This window comes from Mesorhizobium sp. M0048 (genome assembly GCF_040323405.1).
GTDB lineage: Bacteria > Pseudomonadota > Alphaproteobacteria > Rhizobiales > Rhizobiaceae > Mesorhizobium.
The window spans coordinates 20,978-40,656 of record NZ_JAMYUV010000042.1 but is presented as its reverse complement, the minus strand read 5'-3'; the positions used below and the strand labels follow the sequence as shown (position 1 = coordinate 40,656).

At 62.3% G+C, this 19,679-nt stretch carries 17 protein-coding genes and 1 tRNA gene; 9 read left to right on the top strand and 9 right to left on the bottom strand.

Annotated elements, in window-relative coordinates; translation table 11 throughout:
- The first annotated feature begins 340 nt into the window (after positions 1 to 340).
- Positions 341 to 2,920 (top strand): bifunctional diguanylate cyclase/phosphodiesterase, encoded by a 2,580-nt coding sequence (locus NKJ84_RS25665; RefSeq protein ID WP_352508769.1) that lies wholly within the window; start codon positions 341 to 343, stop codon positions 2,918 to 2,920.
- Between the two features lie 88 nt (positions 2,921 to 3,008).
- On the opposite strand, the gene radC is transcribed toward NKJ84_RS25665, so the two are convergent.
- The gene (gene radC, locus NKJ84_RS25660; RefSeq protein WP_254818353.1) at positions 3,009 to 3,755 is read right to left on the bottom strand and encodes a RadC family protein; all 747 of its coding nucleotides are present in this window, start codon (positions 3,753 to 3,755) and stop codon (positions 3,009 to 3,011) included.
- Between the two features lie 51 nt (positions 3,756 to 3,806).
- Positions 3,807 to 4,634, bottom strand: a complete 828-nt coding sequence (gene map / locus NKJ84_RS25655) for a type I methionyl aminopeptidase (RefSeq protein WP_254818354.1) — start codon at positions 4,632 to 4,634, stop codon at positions 3,807 to 3,809.
- A 302-nt stretch (positions 4,635 to 4,936) separates the two neighbouring features.
- Between map and NKJ84_RS25650 the strand changes: the two genes are divergently transcribed.
- On the top strand, positions 4,937 to 5,236 hold the full coding sequence (locus NKJ84_RS25650) for a DUF982 domain-containing protein (protein WP_254818355.1): 300 nt from the start codon (positions 4,937 to 4,939) through the stop codon (positions 5,234 to 5,236).
- A 124-nt stretch (positions 5,237 to 5,360) separates the two neighbouring features.
- Here NKJ84_RS25650 and NKJ84_RS25645 read toward each other — a convergent pair.
- From NKJ84_RS25645 to phaC, 3 genes are all read right to left on the bottom strand, one after another.
- Positions 5,361 to 5,435 (bottom strand) — tRNA-Glu (locus NKJ84_RS25645).
- Positions 5,436 to 5,608: 173 nt separating this feature from the next.
- Positions 5,609 to 6,721: a YcbK family protein gene (locus NKJ84_RS25640; protein WP_352508768.1), complete on the bottom strand. Its 1,113-nt coding sequence runs from the start codon at positions 6,719 to 6,721 to the stop codon at positions 5,609 to 5,611.
- Between the two features lie 327 nt (positions 6,722 to 7,048).
- Positions 7,049 to 8,875, bottom strand: a complete 1,827-nt coding sequence (phaC, locus tag NKJ84_RS25635) for a class I poly(R)-hydroxyalkanoic acid synthase (protein WP_352508758.1) — start codon at positions 8,873 to 8,875, stop codon at positions 7,049 to 7,051.
- 97 nt (positions 8,876 to 8,972) lie between these two features.
- Here phaC and NKJ84_RS25630 point away from each other — a divergent pair, with 97 nt between their 5' ends.
- From NKJ84_RS25630 to recJ, 5 genes are all read left to right on the top strand, one after another.
- Entirely contained in the window at positions 8,973 to 9,359 is a 387-nt protein-coding gene (locus NKJ84_RS25630) for a hypothetical protein (protein ID WP_254818357.1), read from the top strand.
- Positions 9,360 to 9,399: 40 nt separating this feature from the next.
- Positions 9,400 to 10,617: an LL-diaminopimelate aminotransferase gene (locus NKJ84_RS25625; RefSeq protein ID WP_254818358.1), complete on the top strand. Its 1,218-nt coding sequence runs from the start codon at positions 9,400 to 9,402 to the stop codon at positions 10,615 to 10,617.
- A gap of 42 nt (positions 10,618 to 10,659) precedes the next feature.
- On the top strand, positions 10,660 to 11,973 hold the full coding sequence (locus tag NKJ84_RS25620) for a homoserine dehydrogenase (protein WP_352508757.1): 1,314 nt from the start codon (positions 10,660 to 10,662) through the stop codon (positions 11,971 to 11,973).
- A gap of 200 nt (positions 11,974 to 12,173) precedes the next feature.
- Positions 12,174 to 13,157 carry a class II fructose-bisphosphatase gene (glpX, locus tag NKJ84_RS25615; protein WP_352508756.1) on the top strand — a complete coding sequence of 328 codons (984 nt, stop codon included), beginning with the start codon at positions 12,174 to 12,176 and terminating at the stop codon, positions 13,155 to 13,157.
- Between the two features lie 60 nt (positions 13,158 to 13,217).
- Positions 13,218 to 15,002, top strand: coding sequence for a single-stranded-DNA-specific exonuclease RecJ (gene recJ, locus NKJ84_RS25610; RefSeq protein ID WP_352508755.1), 1,785 nt, complete (start codon positions 13,218 to 13,220; stop codon positions 15,000 to 15,002).
- Between the two features lie 21 nt (positions 15,003 to 15,023).
- Here recJ and NKJ84_RS25605 read toward each other — a convergent pair whose 3' ends face one another.
- The 3 genes from NKJ84_RS25605 to folE form a co-directional block, all read right to left on the bottom strand.
- Positions 15,024 to 15,995, bottom strand: a complete 972-nt coding sequence (locus NKJ84_RS25605; RefSeq protein ID WP_023678882.1) for a patatin family protein — start codon at positions 15,993 to 15,995, stop codon at positions 15,024 to 15,026.
- Positions 15,996 to 16,079: 84 nt separating this feature from the next.
- Positions 16,080 to 16,550: a phosphoribosyl-AMP cyclohydrolase gene (gene hisI, locus NKJ84_RS25600; protein WP_352508754.1), complete on the bottom strand. Its 471-nt coding sequence runs from the start codon at positions 16,548 to 16,550 to the stop codon at positions 16,080 to 16,082.
- 10 nt (positions 16,551 to 16,560) lie between these two features.
- A complete protein-coding gene (gene folE / locus NKJ84_RS25595) occupies positions 16,561 to 17,223 on the bottom strand; it encodes a GTP cyclohydrolase I FolE (RefSeq protein WP_352508753.1) in 663 nt (220 codons plus the stop codon).
- A gap of 240 nt (positions 17,224 to 17,463) precedes the next feature.
- On the opposite strand from folE, the gene NKJ84_RS25590 reads away from it, so the two are divergent.
- Positions 17,464 to 17,910: an iron-sulfur cluster assembly scaffold protein gene (locus NKJ84_RS25590; protein WP_352508752.1), complete on the top strand. Its 447-nt coding sequence runs from the start codon at positions 17,464 to 17,466 to the stop codon at positions 17,908 to 17,910.
- Here the strand turns inward: NKJ84_RS25590 and NKJ84_RS25585 are convergent.
- A complete protein-coding gene (locus NKJ84_RS25585) occupies positions 17,907 to 18,821 on the bottom strand; it encodes a LysR substrate-binding domain-containing protein (protein WP_352508751.1) in 915 nt (304 codons plus the stop codon). The genes NKJ84_RS25590 and NKJ84_RS25585 overlap by 4 nt on opposite strands.
- A gap of 338 nt (positions 18,822 to 19,159) precedes the next feature.
- On the opposite strand from NKJ84_RS25585, the gene yidD reads away from it, so the two are divergent.
- Positions 19,160 to 19,534, top strand: a complete 375-nt coding sequence (yidD, locus tag NKJ84_RS25580; RefSeq protein WP_352508767.1) for a membrane protein insertion efficiency factor YidD — start codon at positions 19,160 to 19,162, stop codon at positions 19,532 to 19,534.
- The last annotated feature ends 145 nt before the right edge of the window (positions 19,535 to 19,679 follow it).

Here is a 19,679-nt window from a genome sequence, read left to right as displayed (position 1 = left end):
GTACTCGGGTCGGAGCGTCGAAGTTTGCAATCGCTCGCGCTCCTCGATCTTCCGAAGGATCGCCGGCGCCAGCGCATCTCAACTCAATCAGTGGGACCATGTCAGTGGAAGTCGGCAGCTGGCTCCAACCGCTCGGGCCTGCAGCATCAGCAACGGGTCGGAAAGCGCAAAGCTCTAAGGAGCGTGAAGGTGACATTAAACATTGAAAGCTAATGTTTCCTCATCGGGTCGACCCGGGAACCTGAAATGGCACTTGAGGAATCGCCTATTGGCTTTTTTCCGCGCTAAGTTCGGCGGCATCAAGGAGGTCGTCTTTTCGTCGGCAAATATTCCGGCGGCGATCGCGCTTGTCGTCATACTTATCAGCGCCGCGTTCGCGGAGCACCAGAACAAAGTCGTCTCGGACCAGGCCGTCCGTGCGGACGTGTTGACCAAGGTCAATCTCATCCGCGCCAAGCTCGAAGGCAATATCAACGGAAACCTTCAACTCGTGCGTGGATTGGTCGCCGCCGTCGTGACCGAGCCTTATATGGGACAGCAACGCTTCGCCTCGCTGGCGAGCAATCTATTTGGCGCCGACTCGCAATTGAACAATATTGCCGGCGCGCCCGATCTGGTCGTTTCCCTGATGTACCCGATGGAGGGTAATGAGCAGGCGATGGGCCTGGACTACCGCAAGAACGAGCGGCAGCGTGCGGCTGCGCTGAGGGCGCGAGATGAACGCAAGCTGGTGCTTGCCGGTCCCGTCGAGCTGAAGCAGGGGGGACAAGGCTTCATCGGCCGCTTTCCGGTTTTCGTGCCCAGCGCGGGCAACACGGAAAGGTTCTGGGGCATTATTTCAGCCGTTGTCGACGTGCAGCGCCTTTACAAAGCGAGCGGCATGCTTGACGACGATCTCGGGATCGACGTAGCGCTGATCGGCAGGGACGCCCTCGGTCACCGAGGTGGTCAATTCTACGGCAATGAGGAGATCAGCAAAAGCGATCCGGTGACGGCTGACGTTTTGCTTCCTTCCGGCTCGTGGCAGCTCGCTGCCATTCCCGAGAACGGCTGGCCTTCGACGCCAAGTAACGCATGGTTGTTGCGCGCGATCATGGCGACGGCCGGGGCCTTGGTTGTGTTCCCTTTCCTGGTCACTGGTCGTCTGATAGGCGAAAGACAGCGCAATTATGCGGAATTGCGCCGATTGTCACGACGCCTCGAACTCGCTCTGGAAGCTTCGGCTATCGGGGTTTGGGAACACGATCTCGCGACCAACGAGCTTACATGGGATGAACGCGTCAATGAAATATATGGCAAACCAGCGGGGGAGCACCGGGGCTACACAGACTGGGCGGGAGCGATCCATCCAGATGATCTGGCTGGCGCCAACGCAGATTTCGATACGGCGGTGGCCAGCGGACGACCATATTTGTCGGAGTACCGGATTGTGCGCCCGAATGGCGAGGTCCGTCATGTCCGGTCCAAGGCGATCCTTTACCGGGCCACAAACGACACCCCAAAAATGATCGGCGCGGAATGGGACGTGACTGCCGACGTCCTGCTGAACAAGGATCTGGTTCGCGCAAAACAGCTGTCGGAGTCGAAAAATGCAGAACTCGAGTCGGCCAAGGCGCGCATAGAGCACATTGCGCTTCATGACTCGCTGACCGGCTTGCCCAACCGGCGTTACCTCGACCAGGTACTGGAAGACTACGCGGCAAACGCCAGGCGCTCAGGCGGGCGTGCGGCACTGCTTCACATCGATCTGGATCGGTTCAAGCACATCAACGATACGCTGGGCCACGCCGCCGGTGACGCGATGCTGGTTCACGCGTCGACAGTCCTCAGATCGAAGGTCGGCGACGAAGGATTCGTCGCCCGCATTGGAGGAGACGAATTCATCGTTCTGTGCGTGGTACGCGACGATACCAAGCAACTGGCGCTGCTTGCCGATCGGGTCATCAGCCAGATGCGCGAGCCCGTCTATTATCAGGGCCACCGGTGCCGTTTTGGCGTCAGCGTGGGTATAGCTGTCGACAACGGAAAAGATGTCGAAGCCAAACACCTGCTGGTGAACGCAGATATCGCGCTTTACCGAGCAAAGAGCCGAGGGCGCAATCGATACGAATTCTTCACTGACGCGATGCAAAGCGAAATCGTCGATACAAAACGGATTGCCGACGAAATTCTCGGCGGCCTCGAGCGCAACGAGTTCATCCCGTTCTACCAGCCCCAATTTGACGCAAAGACGCTCGAAATCGTTGGGGTTGAGGCGCTGGCGAGGTGGCAACATCCAGTAAAGGGTATTTTGGCGCCCGACATCTTCCTGAGGATTGCGGAAGAACTGAACGTCGTCTCGATCATCGACCAAGCCATATTGAAGCAATCGCTTTCGGATTTCGAAGAGTGGTCCGCTGCAAAACTTAACATTCCACGGGTGTCGGTCAATGTCTCGGCGAGGCGCCTTCAAGACGAGGAGCTTATCAAGAGCCTGCGAGAACAAGATATCAAGAGAGGAACAGTTTCGTTCGAGCTTGTTGAGTCGATTTTCCTGGACGAGAACGACGATCTTGTCACGTGGAACATCGAGCAAATAAAAGAACTGGGGATTGACATCGAAATAGACGATTTTGGTACCGGCTACGCTTCGATGGTCAGTTTGCTGAAGTTGCAGCCGCGCCGGCTGAAGATAGATCGGCAGCTGGTCACCCCAATCGTCAAATCGCCGCAGAGAAGGCAGGTTGTCTCGTCGATCATCGAAATCGGCAAATCGCTGGGTATCGAGGTCGTGGCGGAAGGCGTCGAGACGATGCAGCACGCACGGCTACTCAAGGGCCTGGGCTGCGACATATTGCAGGGTTATGCCTTCGGCCACCCGTTAGACTCCGAGGGACTTAAGACATTTGTCCGATCGCGGCGCCTGCGCACGGCCAGCTGAGCCTCGGCGCCAGAATTTATCGAGCCGATCGCCTTGAGGTTGCGGTACATAGGCGCACAGCGGACAAAGCTGAAAACAACGCCAAACCTCAGATCAGCAGCAGGCCCTTCATGCTGGAGTGGCCTTTCCTGCCGATGATGATGTGGTCGTGAACGGCAATGCCAAGCGGTTTGGCCGTCTCTATGATCAGCTTGGTCATCTCGATGTCGGCGCGCGACGGCGTCGGGTCTCCCGACGGATGATTATGCGCCAGAATGATCGCCGTGGCAGAGAGCTCCAGGGCGCGCCTGACCACCTCGCGCGGATAGACCGGTGTGTGGTCGACGGTGCCGACCTGCTGCACTTCGTCGGCGATCAGCGCGTTTTTCTTGTCGAGGAACAGGATGCGGAACTGCTCGCGCTCCTCGAAGGCCATCACCGACCGACAGTATTCGAGAACCTGCGTCCAGGTCGACAACAGCTCGCGGCCGGCGATCTCGCCGCGCGCCATGCGTTGCGCCGTTGCCGCAACCACCTTGAGGTCGAGCGCCACCATCGGGCCGATGCCCTTCACTTCCTGCAGGCGCTCGACGGGCGCGCCGAGGACCTCGGCCAATGTACCGAAGCGTGCCAGCAAGGCCTTGGCGACCGGCTTGGTGTCGGCGCGCGGGATCAGCCGGAACAATAGAAGCTCGAGCAGTTCGTAGTCGGGGAGGGTGTTAGGACTGGCGGCGAAGCGCTCGCGCAAGCGGTCGCGATGGCCGAGATAATGCGGCTTGTCGGCGGCCACCGCCTTCGCAGGCGACCGCACCGGCCTTTCGGGAAAGAAGGCCCGCTCGTCGTCGTCACCGTTCATGGCTGCCCACCCAGCATTTGCCGGGCAAGGTAACGCCCGATCTGCCAGACACTAGGCCCGCAGGCCGGGGCGGTCGAGGTTTTTTGGCGACAGCGTGAAGATCTCGCAGCCGGTTTCGGTGACGCCGATCGTGTGTTCGTACTGCGCCGAAAGCGAACGGTCACGCGTCACCGCGGTCCAGCCGTCCGACAGCACTTTCACATGCGGCCGGCCGAGATTGATCATCGGCTCGACGGTGAAGATCATGCCCGGCCGCATCTCGACGCCTTCGCTGGCGCTGCCGTAATGCAGGATGTTCGGCGCGTCGTGAAACAGCCGGCCGACGCCGTGGCCGCAGAAATCGCGCACCACCGAGCAACGCTCGGCTTCGGCGTAGGTCTGGATGGCGGCGCCGATGGCGCCGGTGCGGGCGCCCGGCTTGATTGCCGCGATGCCGCGCATCAGGCACTCATACGTGACTTCGAGCAGCCGCTCCGCGGCACGCTTGATCGTGCCCACCGGATACATGCGTGAGGAGTCGCCATGCCAGCCGTCGAGTATATAGGTGACGTCGATATTGACGATATCGCCATCCTTCAACGGCTTGCTGTCGGGTATGCCGTGACAGACGACGTGGTTGATCGAGGTGCAGGATGATTTCGTGTAGCCGCGGTAGTTGAGTGTCGCCGGAAGCGCGCCATGGTCCATGCCGAACTCGAAGACGAAGCGATCGATCGCTTCGGTGGTGACGCCGGGCGCCACCATCGATACCAGTTCGTCGAGGCAGCGCGCGGTGAGATCGCAAGCCTTGCGCATGCCGATAAAGCCTTCCTCGTCGTAAAGACGGATCTGGCCGGTGTTTCTGAGCGGTGCCGTGGCGGCGTCGAGATAGGTGACCATTTTTGTCCGTCTTGCAGGGATCCGAGGGCTGGATGAGCCCCCGCCAGAGAAATCTCCCCAGATTTGGCACTGGAAGGCGCAAGGTTCAAGGACGAACTGCCGGCGACGACCGAAGACCGGCGATATTCAGGTCTTTGGGGCACTCTCCTTGCCTGTAGCTGCCCATGCTCCCGACCGGTTCATTTGGCTACCGCAGTGACGACACATTTCTAGGCGAGAAGTCGGCCCAAGCATGAAGCCGCCACGGCAACTTTTTATGCCGAACGATGTTGCTGCGGGGGTGTCGGTTCGGGAGAGGTCGAATGGACAGACTGCAATTTGCGGTGCCGGTGCGTATCGCGCCTGTGCCCAGCCAGCCGGTCGAGGAAATCTACAGTGTCGAGCAGGCGCTCGATTTCCTGCAAACGTGGCCGGTTCGCCGGAAGGGGCCAACCTACCAGGCTGCGTTCAATGCCTGTTTTGGCGCCACGGTGGACATCGTCGAGACCGAAGACGCATGGCGGGCCTTCATGGCCTTTTGCCGGGTGAGCGGCCTGCTTGCCAGGGACATGATGGTTCCTCCGCGCAAGCGCGGCGGCGAGGCGAGGGGGCTGCGGGCGTAGGGAGCCCTGGGCACAATCCGCAGTTTGTCTTCGCCCTTTGCTGACACCCCCATCAGAGTGGGTGGGGTCCGGCCAAGTTTGCCAGCGTCACGCTGGCGATAGACATATGCCGAGTTGAAATTGCTGGTACGCCCAAGGGGAATCGAACCCCTGTTACCGCCGTGAAAGGGCGGTGTCCTGACCGCTAGACGATGGGCGCGCTCAGATGTGAGCGCTTATAGTTGCGTCGCGGCAAACCGGCAACCCGTCTGCCGCCGGCTGCGACAACTTTTTTCCTTTGGCTCCAAACCGCGTCTTTCCGACAGCCAAGGTGGTTTTGCAGCATGCTGCAACGTCGCCGAGGGGACTTCGCTGTGGCCGAAGAACCTCTCCCTAGCCGCGCCTGCGGCAACGCCAGTTCCAGTCGCGCTCGGGGCCGACATCGACATGGACGGATTCGGTGTGGCAGTAGGTGCCGACGCCGCCGCGGCCCGGCATGGTGCGGATATAGCTCGCCAGTTCCCATTTCGAGACGCCGGGGACCTGGATGTCGGCGGCGGCGCAGTACATGTGCAGCGAATTCTTGGCGCCGTTGGCGCGGCGGTTGCGGGCCGGGTCGCGATAGCCGGAGGTGACCGTCATCTTGCGGCCGTAATGGCCTTCGATCGTCTTCAGCACGCGAACCAGCGACGGCTTCAAGCAGGCGACATCGACGCTTTCGTTCTGTTTCAGGAGGCCGTTGGGCGCGAGCCTGGCGAGGCCGGCGGCGGAGGCGACCTGGTAGGCACCACCCGAACCTTCGTCTTCGTTGAGATCGACGTCGCTCTCATCGTCGAGGCCGGATTTGCGCTTGATCTCGAACAACGCCGTCTGGCGCACTCCGGGCAGCGCATCGGCCGTGAAATGGCTGGTATCGCCGGTCGACACCAACTGCACCGGCTTTTCAGCCGGATTGGCCGAGGCCAAGGTAACGGTGGGTTTCGCCGCAGGCGTCGCCTTGGCCTGCACGGCCGTTGGCTGCCCGCCCGATCTGCTGTTGGCCGGCGATGCTGCCGAAGCGGGGGTGGCGCTGAACAGCGAGGCTAGGAAGTTTTTCTTCGGTGCGTAGGCCTGTGGCTGCGGCATCTCGCCGGCGGTTACATAGACCGGGTTGTTCATCGCCGGCGCGGCGGCCTTGGCGTCGGGCTTCGATGCATCAGCACTGTTTTGTGCCACGGCCTGTTCGGCCGTCTGGGCGTTTGGTTGCAGCGGCTGCGGCGTGTGTCCCGCGATCGTCTCGGCTGCCGTTGGAACGGCGATCGGGAAGCCGGCATCGGGCTTGGCCCCTGGCTTGGCTATTGGCACATAGGCGACCTGCTCGGGAAGGTTGGCGTCACCGTCGGCATTCATCGTCATTTGTGCGGTTGTCATCTGCGACGATAATGCGGCCGTGCTGGCCTGGGGCGCACCGGCGGCCGTGCTGATTTCGGTAGCCGAGGTATTGTAGCCTGGCATGCCGACCGACATGGTCGGGTCGCCGGCCGAGGTGCAGGACGCCAGGAGCACCGAGAAAAGCGCCGCCACAATGGCGCGGCTTTCTCCCTTCGCGAGGCGCGATCCTGCTGATCTCAAAACAAAATTCCCCCTCGATATCCGACCGGTTCGTCATTGGCGCGGCGCCGAAACGTCTCGTCGAAATGACCCTTGTTCCCCGAACCGGAAACGAGACCTGTGTCAAATCTGCAAGCCTCAAAGTAATTTGGCGGCTAGAGGATGAATCAAGGCTGCTCAGGGTTGACGGCACCATTTCGCCCGCTTTTGGCGGCGCGTCAACTCACCACACATTACAGATGGTTACACGCGCACCTTGACATAGGTGCCGGGGGCTTCGCCTAGAACTTGCATGTGCTCGCCCGGTTTGCGGGCCGGAACGCGGGTATTGTCCTTGGCTTCGATCCAGCGTTGCCAGTGCGGCCACCAGGAACCGGGGTGGGCTGTGGCCCCGGCGAGCCATTTGTCAAAGTCGCCGGCCGGCTTGCCGCCGGTCCAGTATTGATATTTCTGCGCCGCCGGCGGATTGACGACCCCGGCGATGTGGCCGGAGCCGGCCATGACGTAGTCGACCTCGCCGCCGAAATATTTCGAGCCGAGGAATACCGATAGCGCCGGCGCGATGTGGTCCTCCTTAGAGGCGAGGTTGTAGACCGGAATGGTAACGTCCTTCAGCGAAACCGTGCGGCCCGCCAGTTCCATCATGCCTTGCGAGAGCCTGTTCTCGAGATAGCAATTGCGCAAATAGAAGGAATGGTTGGCAGCGCCCATGCGGGTCGAATCGGCATTCCAGTAGAGCAGGTCGAAGGGCAGGGGATCCTTGCCGCGCATGTAGTTGTTGACGACATAGGGCCAGATCAGGTCGCCCGAGCGCAGCATGTTGAAGGCGGTCGCCATCTTGGTGCCGTCGAGATAGCCTTTCTCGTTCATCGCCTTCTCGACGGCCGCGACCTGCTCCTCGTCGACGAACACTTTTAGATCGCCGGCATAGGTGAAATCGACCTGGGTCGTGAAGAAGGTGGCGGATTTGATGCGGTGGTCGCCTTCCTGCGCCATCAGCGCCAGGGCCGCCGCCAGAAGCGTGCCGCCGACGCAATAGCCGATGGCGTTGACCTGCCTTTCGCCGGTTGCCTTCTCGATCGTGTCGAGGCCGTATTGCAGGCCCTCCCTGATATAGGCCTCCCAACTCTTGGCGCCGTGCCGCTCGTCCGGGTTGATCCAGGAGATTACGAACACGGTGTGGCCTTGCTCGACCGCCCAGCGAATGAAGGATTTTTGCGGGTTGAGATCGAGGATGTAGTATTTGTTGATCCATGGCGGGCAGATCAGCAGCGGCCGCTTGAGCACGGTGTCGGTAGTCGGCTCGTATTGCAGGATTTCGGCGACGTCGCTGCGGCCGACCACCTTACCCGGCGTGGCGGCGAGATTCTTGCCGATCTCGAAGGGCGAATAATCTGCCTGCCGCAGCTTCAGGTCACCCTTGCCCGCGGCGATGTCCTCGGCGAGCATCTTCATGCCGCGCACCAGGTTTTCACCGTTCGAGGCGACAGTCTCGCGAAACAATTCCGGATTGGTCAGGATGAAATTCGACGGCGAGATGGCATTGGACACCTGCTTGACATAAAAGCCGGCCTTGTGGCGGGTATGCTCGTCCAGGCCGTCGGCGTGCTCGACCAGTTCGGCCGCCCAGCGCGAGGTGACCAGATACGCCTGTTTGAGGAAATCGAAGAAGGCGTTGCGGCCCCATTCCGGGTCCTGGAAACGCTTGTCGCCGCGCTCGGGCTTGACCGCGTCCTCGGCGCCGGCGCCGACGCGCTGGACAGCATTGGCCCAGACGGTCATGTAGCCGGAAAACAGCCGCGTTTGCGCCTCCAGCGCGCGCTGCGGGTCGGAGAGCCAGTACTCGGTGAGCTTGGAGAACGTCTTCACCATGTCGACGACCGGCTCGGCGACGTGATCGCGTACCTCGCCCTTTTCCCGCGGCTCGGCCCATGCCGAGGCGGCTTTGCCGGCCTGCTCGATCATGCGGGCCATGTTCAGAGCGAAGCGTTCCGGGTCCTTCACCAGATATTGCTCGACGGTCGAAGGTTGGTCATCTTCCGCTTTGCCCGAATCGGGTGTTTTGGCCATGGTTCGCGGGGTTCCTCCCGAAGCGTTTTGTTGACATATTACCATGGGATATCGAACAGGGTCCAATGTGCTCTAACCCGGCCGCCAGGAAAACAATATGACGATTAATATTGGCAAGAACGTTTTTTCCGGCACTGGTCGTTTTTGCCGCATGGCGCTCGTCATGTTGACGATGGCCGGTTGCACGAGCAGCAACATGGAAGGTGCGGCGCCCGCCACCGGCCTTGTCGGCGCGAAGGACACCGGTTCCTATCCGAACCTGAACATCCGGCCGCAGGTGGCGGCCGAGCAATTCACCGACGAGGAAAAGAACGCCAAGCTCGCCCAACTGAAGGCCGAGAAGCAGAGCCAGGCCGCCAAGGGCGGCGGCGTCAAGGTTGCGGACCAGGCAGCGCTGGACCAGCTGGCAAAAAAACACGGCGCCGAGGCGCTGAAGCAGATCGAAGGCAAATGCGACCCCGCTCTCGACCCTAGTTGCAAATAAGCTTATACGCGCGACCGCAACCTCACTGTCTGGAACTGCCATGGAAGAATTTCACAAGGTCCGCCGGCTTCCGCCCTATGTCTTCGAACAGGTCAACCGGCTGAAGGCCAGCGCCCGTTCGCGCGGCGCCGACATCATCGATCTTGGCATGGGCAATCCGGACCTGCCGACGCCCAAGGCCATCGTCGACAAATTATGCGAGGTGGTGCGCGATCCGCGCACGCACCGATATTCGTCGTCGCGCGGCATTCCGGGTCTGCGCCGTGCACAGGCCAACTACTATGCCCGCCGCTTCGGCGTGAAGCTCGACCCGGACAGCCAGGTGGTGGCGACGCTCGGCTCGAAGGAGGGCTTCGCCAATATGGCGCAGGCGATCACCGCCCCCGGCGACGTGATCCTGTGCCCCAATCCGACCTATCCGATCCACGCCTTCGGCTTCATTATGTCGGGCGGCGTCATCCGCTCGCTGCAGGTCGAGCCGGACGACGGCTTTATCCCGGCCCTGGAGCGCGGCATCCGCCATTCGATCCCGAAGCCGCTGGCACTAATCCTCAATTATCCGTCCAACCCGACGGCACTGGTCGCTTCGCTCGATTTCTACAAGGAGGTGGTGGCCTTCGCCAGGAAGAACGACATCATCATCCTGTCGGACCTTGCCTATTCGGAAATCTATTTCGACGGCAATCCGCCGCCTTCGGTGCTGCAGGTGCCGGGCGCCATAGACGTCGCCGTCGAGTTCACCTCGATGTCGAAGACCTTTTCGATGCCGGGCTGGCGCATGGGTTTTGCGGTCGGCAATGAACGGCTGATCTCGGCGCTGACGCGGGTGAAATCCTATCTCGACTACGGCGCCTTCACGCCGATCCAGGTGGCGGCGGCGCATGCGCTTAACGGCGACGGCGCCGACATCGCCGAAGTGCGCGACGTCTACCGCAAACGCCGCGATGTCATGGTCGACTCCTTCAGCCGTGCCGGCTGGACCATTCCCGCACCGGCGGCATCGATGTTCGCCTGGGCGCCGATCCCGGAGCCGTTCAAGCACCTTGGCTCGCTTGAGTTCTCCAAGCTCCTGATCGAGCACGCCGACGTCGCGGTGGCGCCGGGCGTCGGCTTCGGCGAGCATGGCGACGATCACGTGCGCATCGCGCTGGTCGAAAACGAGCATCGGATCCGGCAAGCGGCGCGCAACATTAAGCGCTTCCTCGCATCCAGCGCCAAGCAGCCGAATAATGTCGTACCGCTCGCCGCGCATCGCTGATCTTATACACATCGACCGAATTGTTGAGGGGCGTCGCCGGACATGGCTGAAGCGTTGCGTGTTGGAATTGCCGGCCTCGGCACCGTCGGTGCGTCTGTGGCCCGTGTGCTGCGCGACAAGGCGGCCGAACTGACGCGGCAGTGCGGACGCGACATCGTGGTGTCGGCGGTTTCGGCCCGCGATCCCAAACGCGACCGCGGCGTCGATCTTGGTACGGCACAGTGGTTCGACGATGCCGTCAAGATGGCGCAGATCGCCGAGATAGATGTCTTCGTCGAGTTGATCGGCGGCGACGAAGGCCCGTCGCGCTCGTCCGTCAAAGCGGCGCTCGAGGCCGGCCGACATGTCGTTACCGCAAACAAGGCATTGCTTGCCAAGCACGGCGTCTCACTGGCCGAGATCGCAGAAAAGAGGGGTGTGCTGCTCAACTACGAAGCGGCGGTGGCAGGCGGCATTCCGGTCATCAAGACGATGCGCGAGGCGATGGCCGGCAATTCGGTGACCCGCGTTTTCGGCATTCTCAACGGTACCTGCAATTATATTTTGACGCGCATGGAAGCCGAGGGCCTGTCCTTTGATGCCTGCCTGAAGGATGCGCAACGGTTGGGCTATGCCGAAGCCGACCCGACCTTCGACATCGAGGGCCACGACACCGCACACAAGCTGTCGATCCTGACCAGCCTTGCCTTCGGCACGAAGATCGCCGCCAACGATATCTACATGGAAGGCATCTCCAACATCAGCCAGGCCGACATCCGCGCGGCCGGCGATCTCGGCTACCGGATCAAGCTGCTTGGCGTCGCCCAACGCACCGAAAGCGGCATCGAGCAGCGCGTGCATCCGACCATGGTGCCGACGGCCTCGGTCATCGCGCAGGTGCACGGCGTCACCAATGCGGTGGCCATCGAGACCGACATCCTCGGCGAATTGCTGCTCTCCGGCCCCGGTGCCGGCGGCAACGCCACCGCATCGGCGGTGATCGGCGACATTGCCGACATCGCTAAGAGCCGGCCTGGGTTCCAGCATGGTCCGGTCTTCGGCCGGCCGGCGAAGGAGCTCAAGCCCTACAAGAAGGCGCAGATGCGCAGCCATGCCGGGGGTTATTTCATCCGGCTGACCGTGCACGACCGCCTCGGCGTCTTCGCGGCAATAGCCAAGCGCATGGCTGACAACGACATTTCGCTGGAATCGATCGTCCAGCATGCCGCCGGTCCGGAAACCGAGGCACAGAAGACCGTCATCCTGGTGACCCACGAGACGACCGAGGCGGCGGTGCGTAAGGCCGTCGACGGCATCACCAGGGACAGCCTTCTGACCGACAAGCCGCAAGTCATCCGCATCGAGCGGGCCGGATAGCAGTCTCACATTTTGCGTTTAATCGATTGATATTGCTGCGCTTTCAAAAAGGTCCAGCGCAGGTCTTGCTGTTGTCACGGGGCTTTGACACAAGGAGCGCGTCTCTGGCGGGAGGCTAATGCATGTCGCCCAAACGTGTGCGGCGGTTTTTGGGACGACGACATGCATAAAAACAAAGTGCCAACGAGGATTGTCCATCGATGAATGTGGCCCAGAACATTGTCGCCGGCCTCGACCGGATACTGACCATGGAATTGGTGCGCGTCACCGAACGCGCCGCGGTCGCGGCCGCCAGATTGCGCGGACGCGGCGACGAGAAAGCCGCCGACCAGGTTGCGGTCGATGCCATGCGGCAGGAACTCAACCGTCTTGCCATCAACGGCACGGTAGTGATCGGCGAGGGCGAGCGCGACGAGGCGCCGATGCTTTATATCGGCGAGGAAGTCGGTACCGGCAAAGGCCCGGCTGTCGACATCGCGCTCGATCCGCTCGAAGGCGCGACGATCTGCGCCAAGAACCTGCCCAACGCATTGGCCGTTATCGCCATTGCCGAAAAAGGCAGCCTTTTGTTCGCGCCGGATGTCTATATGGACAAGATCGCGATCGGCCCGGGCTATGCCGACGGCATCATCGACATCGATGCCTCGCCGGCCGAAAACATCGCCAGCCTCGCCAGGGCCAAGGGCGTGCCGGTGGCGGAGATCACCGCCTGTATTCTCGACCGGCCACGCCATGGCGCGTTGATCGAAGCCGTGCGGGCGACCGGCGCCGCGATCCGTCTGATCGGCGACGGTGATGTCGCCGGGGTCATCCACACCACCGATCCGGACGAGACCGGTATCGACATTTATCTCGGCACCGGAGGCGCGCCGGAAGGCGTGCTTGCAGCTGCCGCCTTGCGCTGCACCGGTGGCCAGATGCAGGGCAGGTTGATCCTCGATACGCCGGAAAAGCTGGCGCGCGCCGCCAAGATGGGCATCTCCGACCCCAAACGGATCTACCACACGCAAGACATGGCACGCGGCGACGTGCTGTTTGCCGCGACCGGCGTCACCGACGGCAATATGCTGGCCGGCGTCAAGTTCGGCCACAATTTCATCACCACGCACACGATCGTGCTGCGCTCGTCATCGCGGACCGTGCGCGAGATCAAGGCCAGGCACCAGGATCTGGAAAAGTTTTGATTTCGACTCAGTTAGCCGTTGCATATTGTGCGCAATGACAAATTGCAGACGGCGCATCACGTGACGGGGGAAAGACGCTTTTTCCTCGATGTCAGGCAATCGGCCACCGGCGTTTCCTGGGAACACCGGCTGACCGAGCGCCAGGACATGGCCGCGCTCGCCATCGCGCAAGGTTATGGCGTGCCCGACATCGTGGCGCGCGTGCTGGCCGGGCGCGGCGTCACCGCCGAGCAGACCGAGCGGTTTCTCGATCCGACCATCCGCAACCTGCTGCCCGACCCGGCATCGCTGACCGACATGGACAAGGCCGCCTCTCGTATCGCCCAGGCGGTGACGGCCAGGGAAAAGGTAGCGATCTTTGGCGATTACGATGTCGACGGCGCCGCCTCGTCGGCGCTGCTCAAGCGCTTTCTCGCGCATTTCTCGGTGCCGTCGGAGATCTACATACCGGACCGCATCTTCGAGGGTTACGGCCCCAATCCGGAAGCGATGCGCGAACTCGTCTCGCGCGGCGCGACGCTGATCGTCACCGTCGATTGCGGCACCAATAGTGCTGCTTCCATCGATGCGGCGAAGGCCGCCGGCGCCGACGTCGTGGTGCTCGATCACCATCAGGTCGGCGGGCCGTTGCCGGCGGCGGCTGCGGTCGTTAACCCAAATCGCGAGGACGACCTTTCCGGCCAAGGTCATCTTTGTGCCGCCGGCGTCGTCTTCCTTTGCCTGGTGCAGACCGCGAAGATCCTGCGCGGCCGCTTGCCGGATGCCGCACCGCCGGACCTGCTTGCCCTGCTCGACCTGGTGGCGCTGGGCACAGTCTGCGACGTGGTGCCGCTCACCGGCGTCAACCGCGCCTTCGTGATCAAGGGGCTGCAGGTGGCGCGGCAGCAGAGAAACGAAGGGCTGGCGGCGTTGGCGCGGGTCTCGCGTATAGGCGAGCCGATCAGCACGTTCCATCTGGCCTTTCTGATCGGTCCGCGCATCAACGCCGGCGGGCGCATCGGCGACGCAGCACTTGGCAGCCGCCTGCTTGCAACCGACGACCCGGTCGAAGCCCGCACCATCGCCGAGACGCTGGATCGGCTCAACCAGGAGCGGCAGTCGATGGAGCAGGAGATGCTGGCCGCGGCGCGCTCAGAGACCGACGCCGAGCTTGCCGGCGGCAATGGTCCGGCCATCGTGGTCACAGCCAGCAGCAACTGGCACCCGGGCATTGTCGGCCTGCTTGCCTCGCGGCTCAAGGACCATGCGCGCCGGCCCGCATTTGCCATTGCCTTCAACGCCAACGGTGTCGGTACGGGTTCAGGCCGTTCAGTGTCTGGCTTCGACCTCGGCCGGCTGGTGCGCGAGGCTGCCGATGCCGGACTTATCGTCAAGGGCGGCGGCCACGGAATGGCGGCCGGCATCACTGTCGAGCGGGCGAAGCTCGGCGAACTCAGGGCTTTCTTCGAAGAGCGCGCGGCGGTGGACGTGTTCCGCCTGCAAGGGCAGGAGAGCCTGGCGATCGACGGTGCGCTTGCCGCCGAGGGCGCGACGCTCGCGCTGCTCGATGCACTTGAGAGGGCAGGGCCGTTCGGCGCAGGGCATGTCGCGCCGGTGTTCGCGCTGCCGCGCCACCGGCTTGCCGATGCGCGGGCGGTCGGCACCAACCACATCCGCGCCGACCTGCAGTCGGAAAGCGGCGGCCGCATCCAGGCGATCGCCTTTCGCGCCGTCGATACCGCGCTCGGCGAATTCCTGTTCAAGAACAGGGGTAAGCCGGTGCATGTAGCCGGCTCGCTGTCGGGCAACCACTGGAACGGCAACCGCACGGTGCAATTTCGTATCGTCGACGCGGCGCTTGCCTGAGAAGCTCGCCGTCCGCTCTGCCTAAGCGAGGACGGTCTGCAGCCGGGTCAGGTCGCCGATCTGCGCCATCGTTGCCTGGTAGCCGATACGGATTGCTTCGTCGGCGCGGTGGAATTCGGTCAGGCCGATATGGCTGAGCTTCGGCTGCAGCGATATGTCCGGCGGGTCGCCGGCCAGCCTGGCGCGCGAAATGCGATCCTGAATGATGTTGAAGGCCTCGACCATGACGCCGGTAATGCCGAGCCGCGTCTCGCGCGACTGGCGTTCGGGATCGGCGTGGCCGGCCCGCGGCGCGTCTTTCTCGATGACCAACTCGCCGGCATTGTGCTTGATCACCGCGGCGCGGCCGAACAGATCGTAGTGAAGGTTCACCGCGACCACGAGCGGCTGCTCGTAGGCACGGCAAACCGAGACCGGCACCGGATTGACCAGGGCGCCGTCAACCAGCACACGCCCATTGCAGGCGACCGGCTCGAACACGCCGGGCAGCGCGTAGGAGGCGCGCATTGCGGTGCTCAACGAGCCGCTCGACAGCCAGATCTCATGGCCGGTGCGGATTTCCGAAGCGACGCAGACGAATGGTTTTGGCAGGTCCTCGAAGCGGATGCCGGCTATGTGCTCGCGTAGCCGCGCATCGAGCTTCATGCCACCGAACAGGCCGCTGCCGCGTAGATTGAGGTCGAGAAGGCCAAAAATGCGCCGCCTGGTCAGGCTGCGCGCGAATTCTTCCAGCTCGTCGAGCTTGCCGGCAACATAGCAGCCGCCGACCAGCGCGCCGATCGAGGTGCCGGCGATCATCGACACTTCGATGCCGGCTTCGTCAAGCGCGCGCAGCACGCCGATATGCGCCCAGCCGCGCGCACAGCCGCCGCCCAATGCCAGCGAAATCCCTGTTTTGCCCGGAGATTTGGTTTCGGATGCGCCCGCGGCCGAAGAGAGGCCATTGGCCTCCCGAACGTCAGGTCTGTTGCGCAATGACGCCCAGTCGAGCATCACAATCTCCCTTGTCCCACGGTCATCCTATAGGCGGGCCGTATCGAAATCATGAATATACGTGGCTGAAGTGCTGCGAATGGTTCATATTGATGGTGTATTGGGCTTTCGATACGTTTTTTCCGCATCGAACAGCGGCTTGCTGCCGTCGCTGGCAAGCGTCCCTTTGCCATCGCTCAGCCCCACCGTCCGATAAAAGCATGAACGTCGGCCGGTGTGACAAGTTGCTTCATAACCCAGCACTTTGACGCGCAACCATATCGCGTCCTGGTCACAATCCGTGAGCATCTCGACGACCTGCTGGACATTGCCCGAGGTTTCGCCCTTCTTCCACAGCGCGTTGCGCGAACGCGACCAGTAGTGCGCGATGCCGGTCTCGAGCGTCAGCGCCAGCGCCGCGGCATTCATATGCGCGACCATTAGCAGCATGCCGTCTTCGGCATCGGTGACCACGGCGGTGACGAGGCCGCCGGCATCGAAGCGCGGGGAAAGGACCGTGCCTTCCTCAAGCGCCTTCTTGTCTGAGGGAGCTTTCGGGAATTCCAATGCCGACATTCGCCGGTCCTTATTTAACGAAGGTGGGGCGGGTCTGATCAGTTCCGCCGCCGCGCACCATGGTGACGAAGCGGACCTGCTCTTCGGGTGTATCCTTGAAGGCGCCGGTGAAGGTCGAGGTCAGCGTGGTGGAGCCCTGTTTGCGGATACCGCGCATGGCCATGCACATATGCTCGGCCTCGAGCATGACGGCGACGCCGCGCGGATTGAGGACGTCCTGGATGACGCCGGCAATCTGGGCCGTCATCGCTTCCTGGGTCTGCAGGCGGTGGGCGAAGATGTCGACGACGCGGGCGATCTTGGACAGGCCGACGACCTTGCCGTCCGGCAGATAGCCGACATGCGCCTTGCCGATGATCGGCACCATGTGGTGCTCGCAATGCGAGTGGAACGTGATGTCCTTGACGATCACGAGGTCGTCATAGCCGGCGACTTCCTCGAAGGTGCGGCCAAGTTCCTCGGCTGGGCACATATCATAACCGTTGAACATTTCGCGGAACGCCTTGGTGACGCGCTTCGGTGTGTCGATCAGACCCTCGCGGTCAGGGTTGTCGCCGGTCCAGCGCAGCAAGGTGCGCACCGCGGCTTCGACTTCGGCCTCGCTTGGCCGGTCGGTGACCGGCTTTTCCATATAGGCCGACTGCGGCATGAGTTTCTTGATAACGGCGTCCATAAAGGCGTCTCCCGTAGTTCCTCTCTCAGGAGGAACGACTTGAACGGACCACGACCTTTCGGGTGTCAGAAACTCGCCCGGTTTCCAGCCCGTAAGTGGCGTGAACAGAATTGGGCATGACGAGGTTTGTGGTCGCCTTGTCGATACCCGACTACCGCCATTATATATGTTCGTGCCGAGCGAAAGGAAGACGCCAGAGCGGCAATCGCTGTTCGCTGGGCGGCGACGGATTGGAAAAATATGATCGACGATGTCTACAATGCGAAAATTCTGGGTTTTGCCGGAAACATCGCACGGATCGGCCGGCTCGACCGGCCCGACGCAACCGCACGAGCACATTCCAAGCTGTGCGGCTCGACGGTGACCGTCGATCTGAAGATGGATGATGGCGTCGTCAGCGATTTCGCGCATGACGTGAAGGCCTGTGCGCTTGGCCAGGCGTCGTCGTCGATCATGGCGCAGCATGTCGTCGGCGCCAGCGCCGAAGAATTGCGCAGCGTGCGCGAGACGATGCTGAAGATGCTGACGGAAAATGGCCCGCCGCCCGAAGGCCGCTTCGCCGACCTGAAATACCTGGAGCCGGTGCGCGACTATAAGGCGCGCCACGCCTCGACCATGCTGACCTTCGACGCAGTGGTCGACGCGATCGGCCAGATCGAAAAGAAGCGGGCGGAAGAGGCAGCTTAAACCTTGGCGAGAAAACGCCGGCTTTCGGCGAATTCCGCCCGGACCCAGTCGGCAAAAGCCCTGGCTGGCTCGGAAAGGTAATTCAGCCTTCTGGCCACTAGCCAATAGGCGCCCGACGCGACGTCGATGTCGAAAGGCTTGATCAGCGCGCCGGACGCAAGTTCTTCGCCGATCTGCAAAAGATCGCCCAGCGCGACACCATGTCCAAGCAAGGCTGCCTGCTTCGAAAGCGAAGCATCGGCCAGCATCGGGCCGCGCGCAGGCACGGCATCAGCCGTCACGCCCGCCGCTTCGAACCAGCGCGCCCAAGCCTGACGGTTTTCTTCGTGCAGCAATGTATAGCGACCAAGGTCGATCGGCTTTTCCAGAGCTGGACCGGATGCAAGAAGTGCCGGCGACAGAACTGGGGAATCGACGACCGCGGCAAGCTGTTCGGCTTCGCTGCGTGGCCATGAGGTGGCGTGCGCACTGAAACGTAGGGCAAGTTCGGGCTGATCGCTGCGAAACTCTATCAACCTCGGGTCGACCTCAAGGGAAACGTCGATGTCGGGTCGCAACTCGCGAAACCGGTTGAGCCGCGGCACCAGCCATACGGATGCAAGCGATGGCTCGACGCTGACACGTACCACGGACTGCGTCGGGGCCGCCGTCAATTCCGAAAGCAGCCTGTCGATGCCCTCGAAACTTCTGACCAACTGGTCGAGCAGCCGCTGGCCGGTGTCGGTCAACTCGACGCGGCGATGATGGCGGAAGAACAGAGGTTGGCGCAGGAAGGCTTCGAGCTCGCGGATCTGGCGGCTGATCGCTGCCTGCGAGACATAAAGCTCCTCGGCCGCACGGCTGAAGCTCAGGTGGCGACCGGCTGCTTCGAGGCTTCTGAGTGCCGTCAGGGGGAGGTGTCCGCGCTTCATTCGCATAACTCAGAGTTATCTGACGTGGACGTTATACTCGTTTGAAGAGCAAGGCCAGCGGCGCTCTAATCGGTGCTCAAGGAGTGCCGCCATGATCCAGTTTCTCAACATTCTAGGCGATGTCGTGCGGATCGCGACGTTTCAATGATACGACGAGAAACCGCATAGGGATGGGTGCGAGGAGAGGCCGCCGACCAGCGTCGCCGTATGCCGGAAGCCGACGCCCGACCGCTACCCGGCTCGCCGCGCCAGGCCATGACGGGGTTGCCGGAACGGCATTGCGTTCCTGGCCCGATGCGCACATCTATCGTGTTGGAAAACGTGATGTGGAGACTGCGGTGGTTGGCCAACATCGGCATGCGCACGGTGCCAGGCCGATTCGACAAGGACGCAACTGGCCCGGCCCGTGGCGCAAGACGCCGGGCCGCCTCTTCGGTACGGCGCTCGTCCGCTTCTACCAGCTGACGCTGTCTGGCTTCGTCGGCAATTCCTGCCGGCATTTGCCGACCTGTTCCGAATACGCGCACGAAGCGATCGCCCGCCACGGGCTGTGGGCCGGCGGCTGGATGGGGTTTTTCCGGGTGCTGTGCTGCGGACCGTTCGGAACGCACGGCATCGACCGTGTGCCGGAGATCCTGGCTGATCGTTACCGTTGGTTCACGCCATGGCGGTACTGGCGGATCGGGAAAAAACCTGGCGACCTGGACAGTTGACCGCAACTCTTCGGTGCACAACCGGACCGCTTTTACGATCTGGTAGGGTTAACCGCAGCTTGCGCGGACATAGCGCATTTAAGACAAAATCGAGACAAGACGCCTCGCTAAGCCGCTCCTGACACCCTTCAGGAGAGATTGCCAA

Excerpts from the sequence above, each read along its gene's own strand:
- radC (WP_254818353.1), bottom strand. The coding sequence starts at position 3,755 with ATGAACGGTGACGACGACGAGCGGGCCTTCTTTCCCGAAAGGCCGGTG.
- map (WP_254818354.1), bottom strand. The coding sequence starts at position 4,634 with ATGGTCACCTATCTCGACGCCGCCACGGCACCGCTCAGAAACACCGGC.
- NKJ84_RS25650 (WP_254818355.1), top strand. The coding sequence starts at position 4,937 with ATGGACAGACTGCAATTTGCGGTGCCGGTGCGTATCGCGCCTGTGCCC.
- NKJ84_RS25640 (WP_352508768.1), bottom strand. The coding sequence starts at position 6,721 with ATGTCGGTCGGCATGCCAGGCTACAATACCTCGGCTACCGAAATCAGC.
- phaC (WP_352508758.1), bottom strand. The coding sequence starts at position 8,875 with ATGGCCAAAACACCCGATTCGGGCAAAGCGGAAGATGACCAACCTTCG.
- NKJ84_RS25630 (WP_254818357.1), top strand. The coding sequence starts at position 8,973 with ATGACGATTAATATTGGCAAGAACGTTTTTTCCGGCACTGGTCGTTTT.
- NKJ84_RS25625 (WP_254818358.1), top strand. The coding sequence starts at position 9,400 with ATGGAAGAATTTCACAAGGTCCGCCGGCTTCCGCCCTATGTCTTCGAA.
- NKJ84_RS25620 (WP_352508757.1), top strand. The coding sequence starts at position 10,660 with ATGGCTGAAGCGTTGCGTGTTGGAATTGCCGGCCTCGGCACCGTCGGT.
- glpX (WP_352508756.1), top strand. The coding sequence starts at position 12,174 with ATGAATGTGGCCCAGAACATTGTCGCCGGCCTCGACCGGATACTGACC.
- NKJ84_RS25605 (WP_023678882.1), bottom strand. The coding sequence starts at position 15,995 with ATGCTCGACTGGGCGTCATTGCGCAACAGACCTGACGTTCGGGAGGCC.
- hisI (WP_352508754.1), bottom strand. The coding sequence starts at position 16,550 with ATGTCGGCATTGGAATTCCCGAAAGCTCCCTCAGACAAGAAGGCGCTT.
- folE (WP_352508753.1), bottom strand. The coding sequence starts at position 17,223 with ATGGACGCCGTTATCAAGAAACTCATGCCGCAGTCGGCCTATATGGAA.
- NKJ84_RS25590 (WP_352508752.1), top strand. The coding sequence starts at position 17,464 with ATGATCGACGATGTCTACAATGCGAAAATTCTGGGTTTTGCCGGAAAC.
- NKJ84_RS25585 (WP_352508751.1), bottom strand. The coding sequence starts at position 18,821 with ATGAAGCGCGGACACCTCCCCCTGACGGCACTCAGAAGCCTCGAAGCA.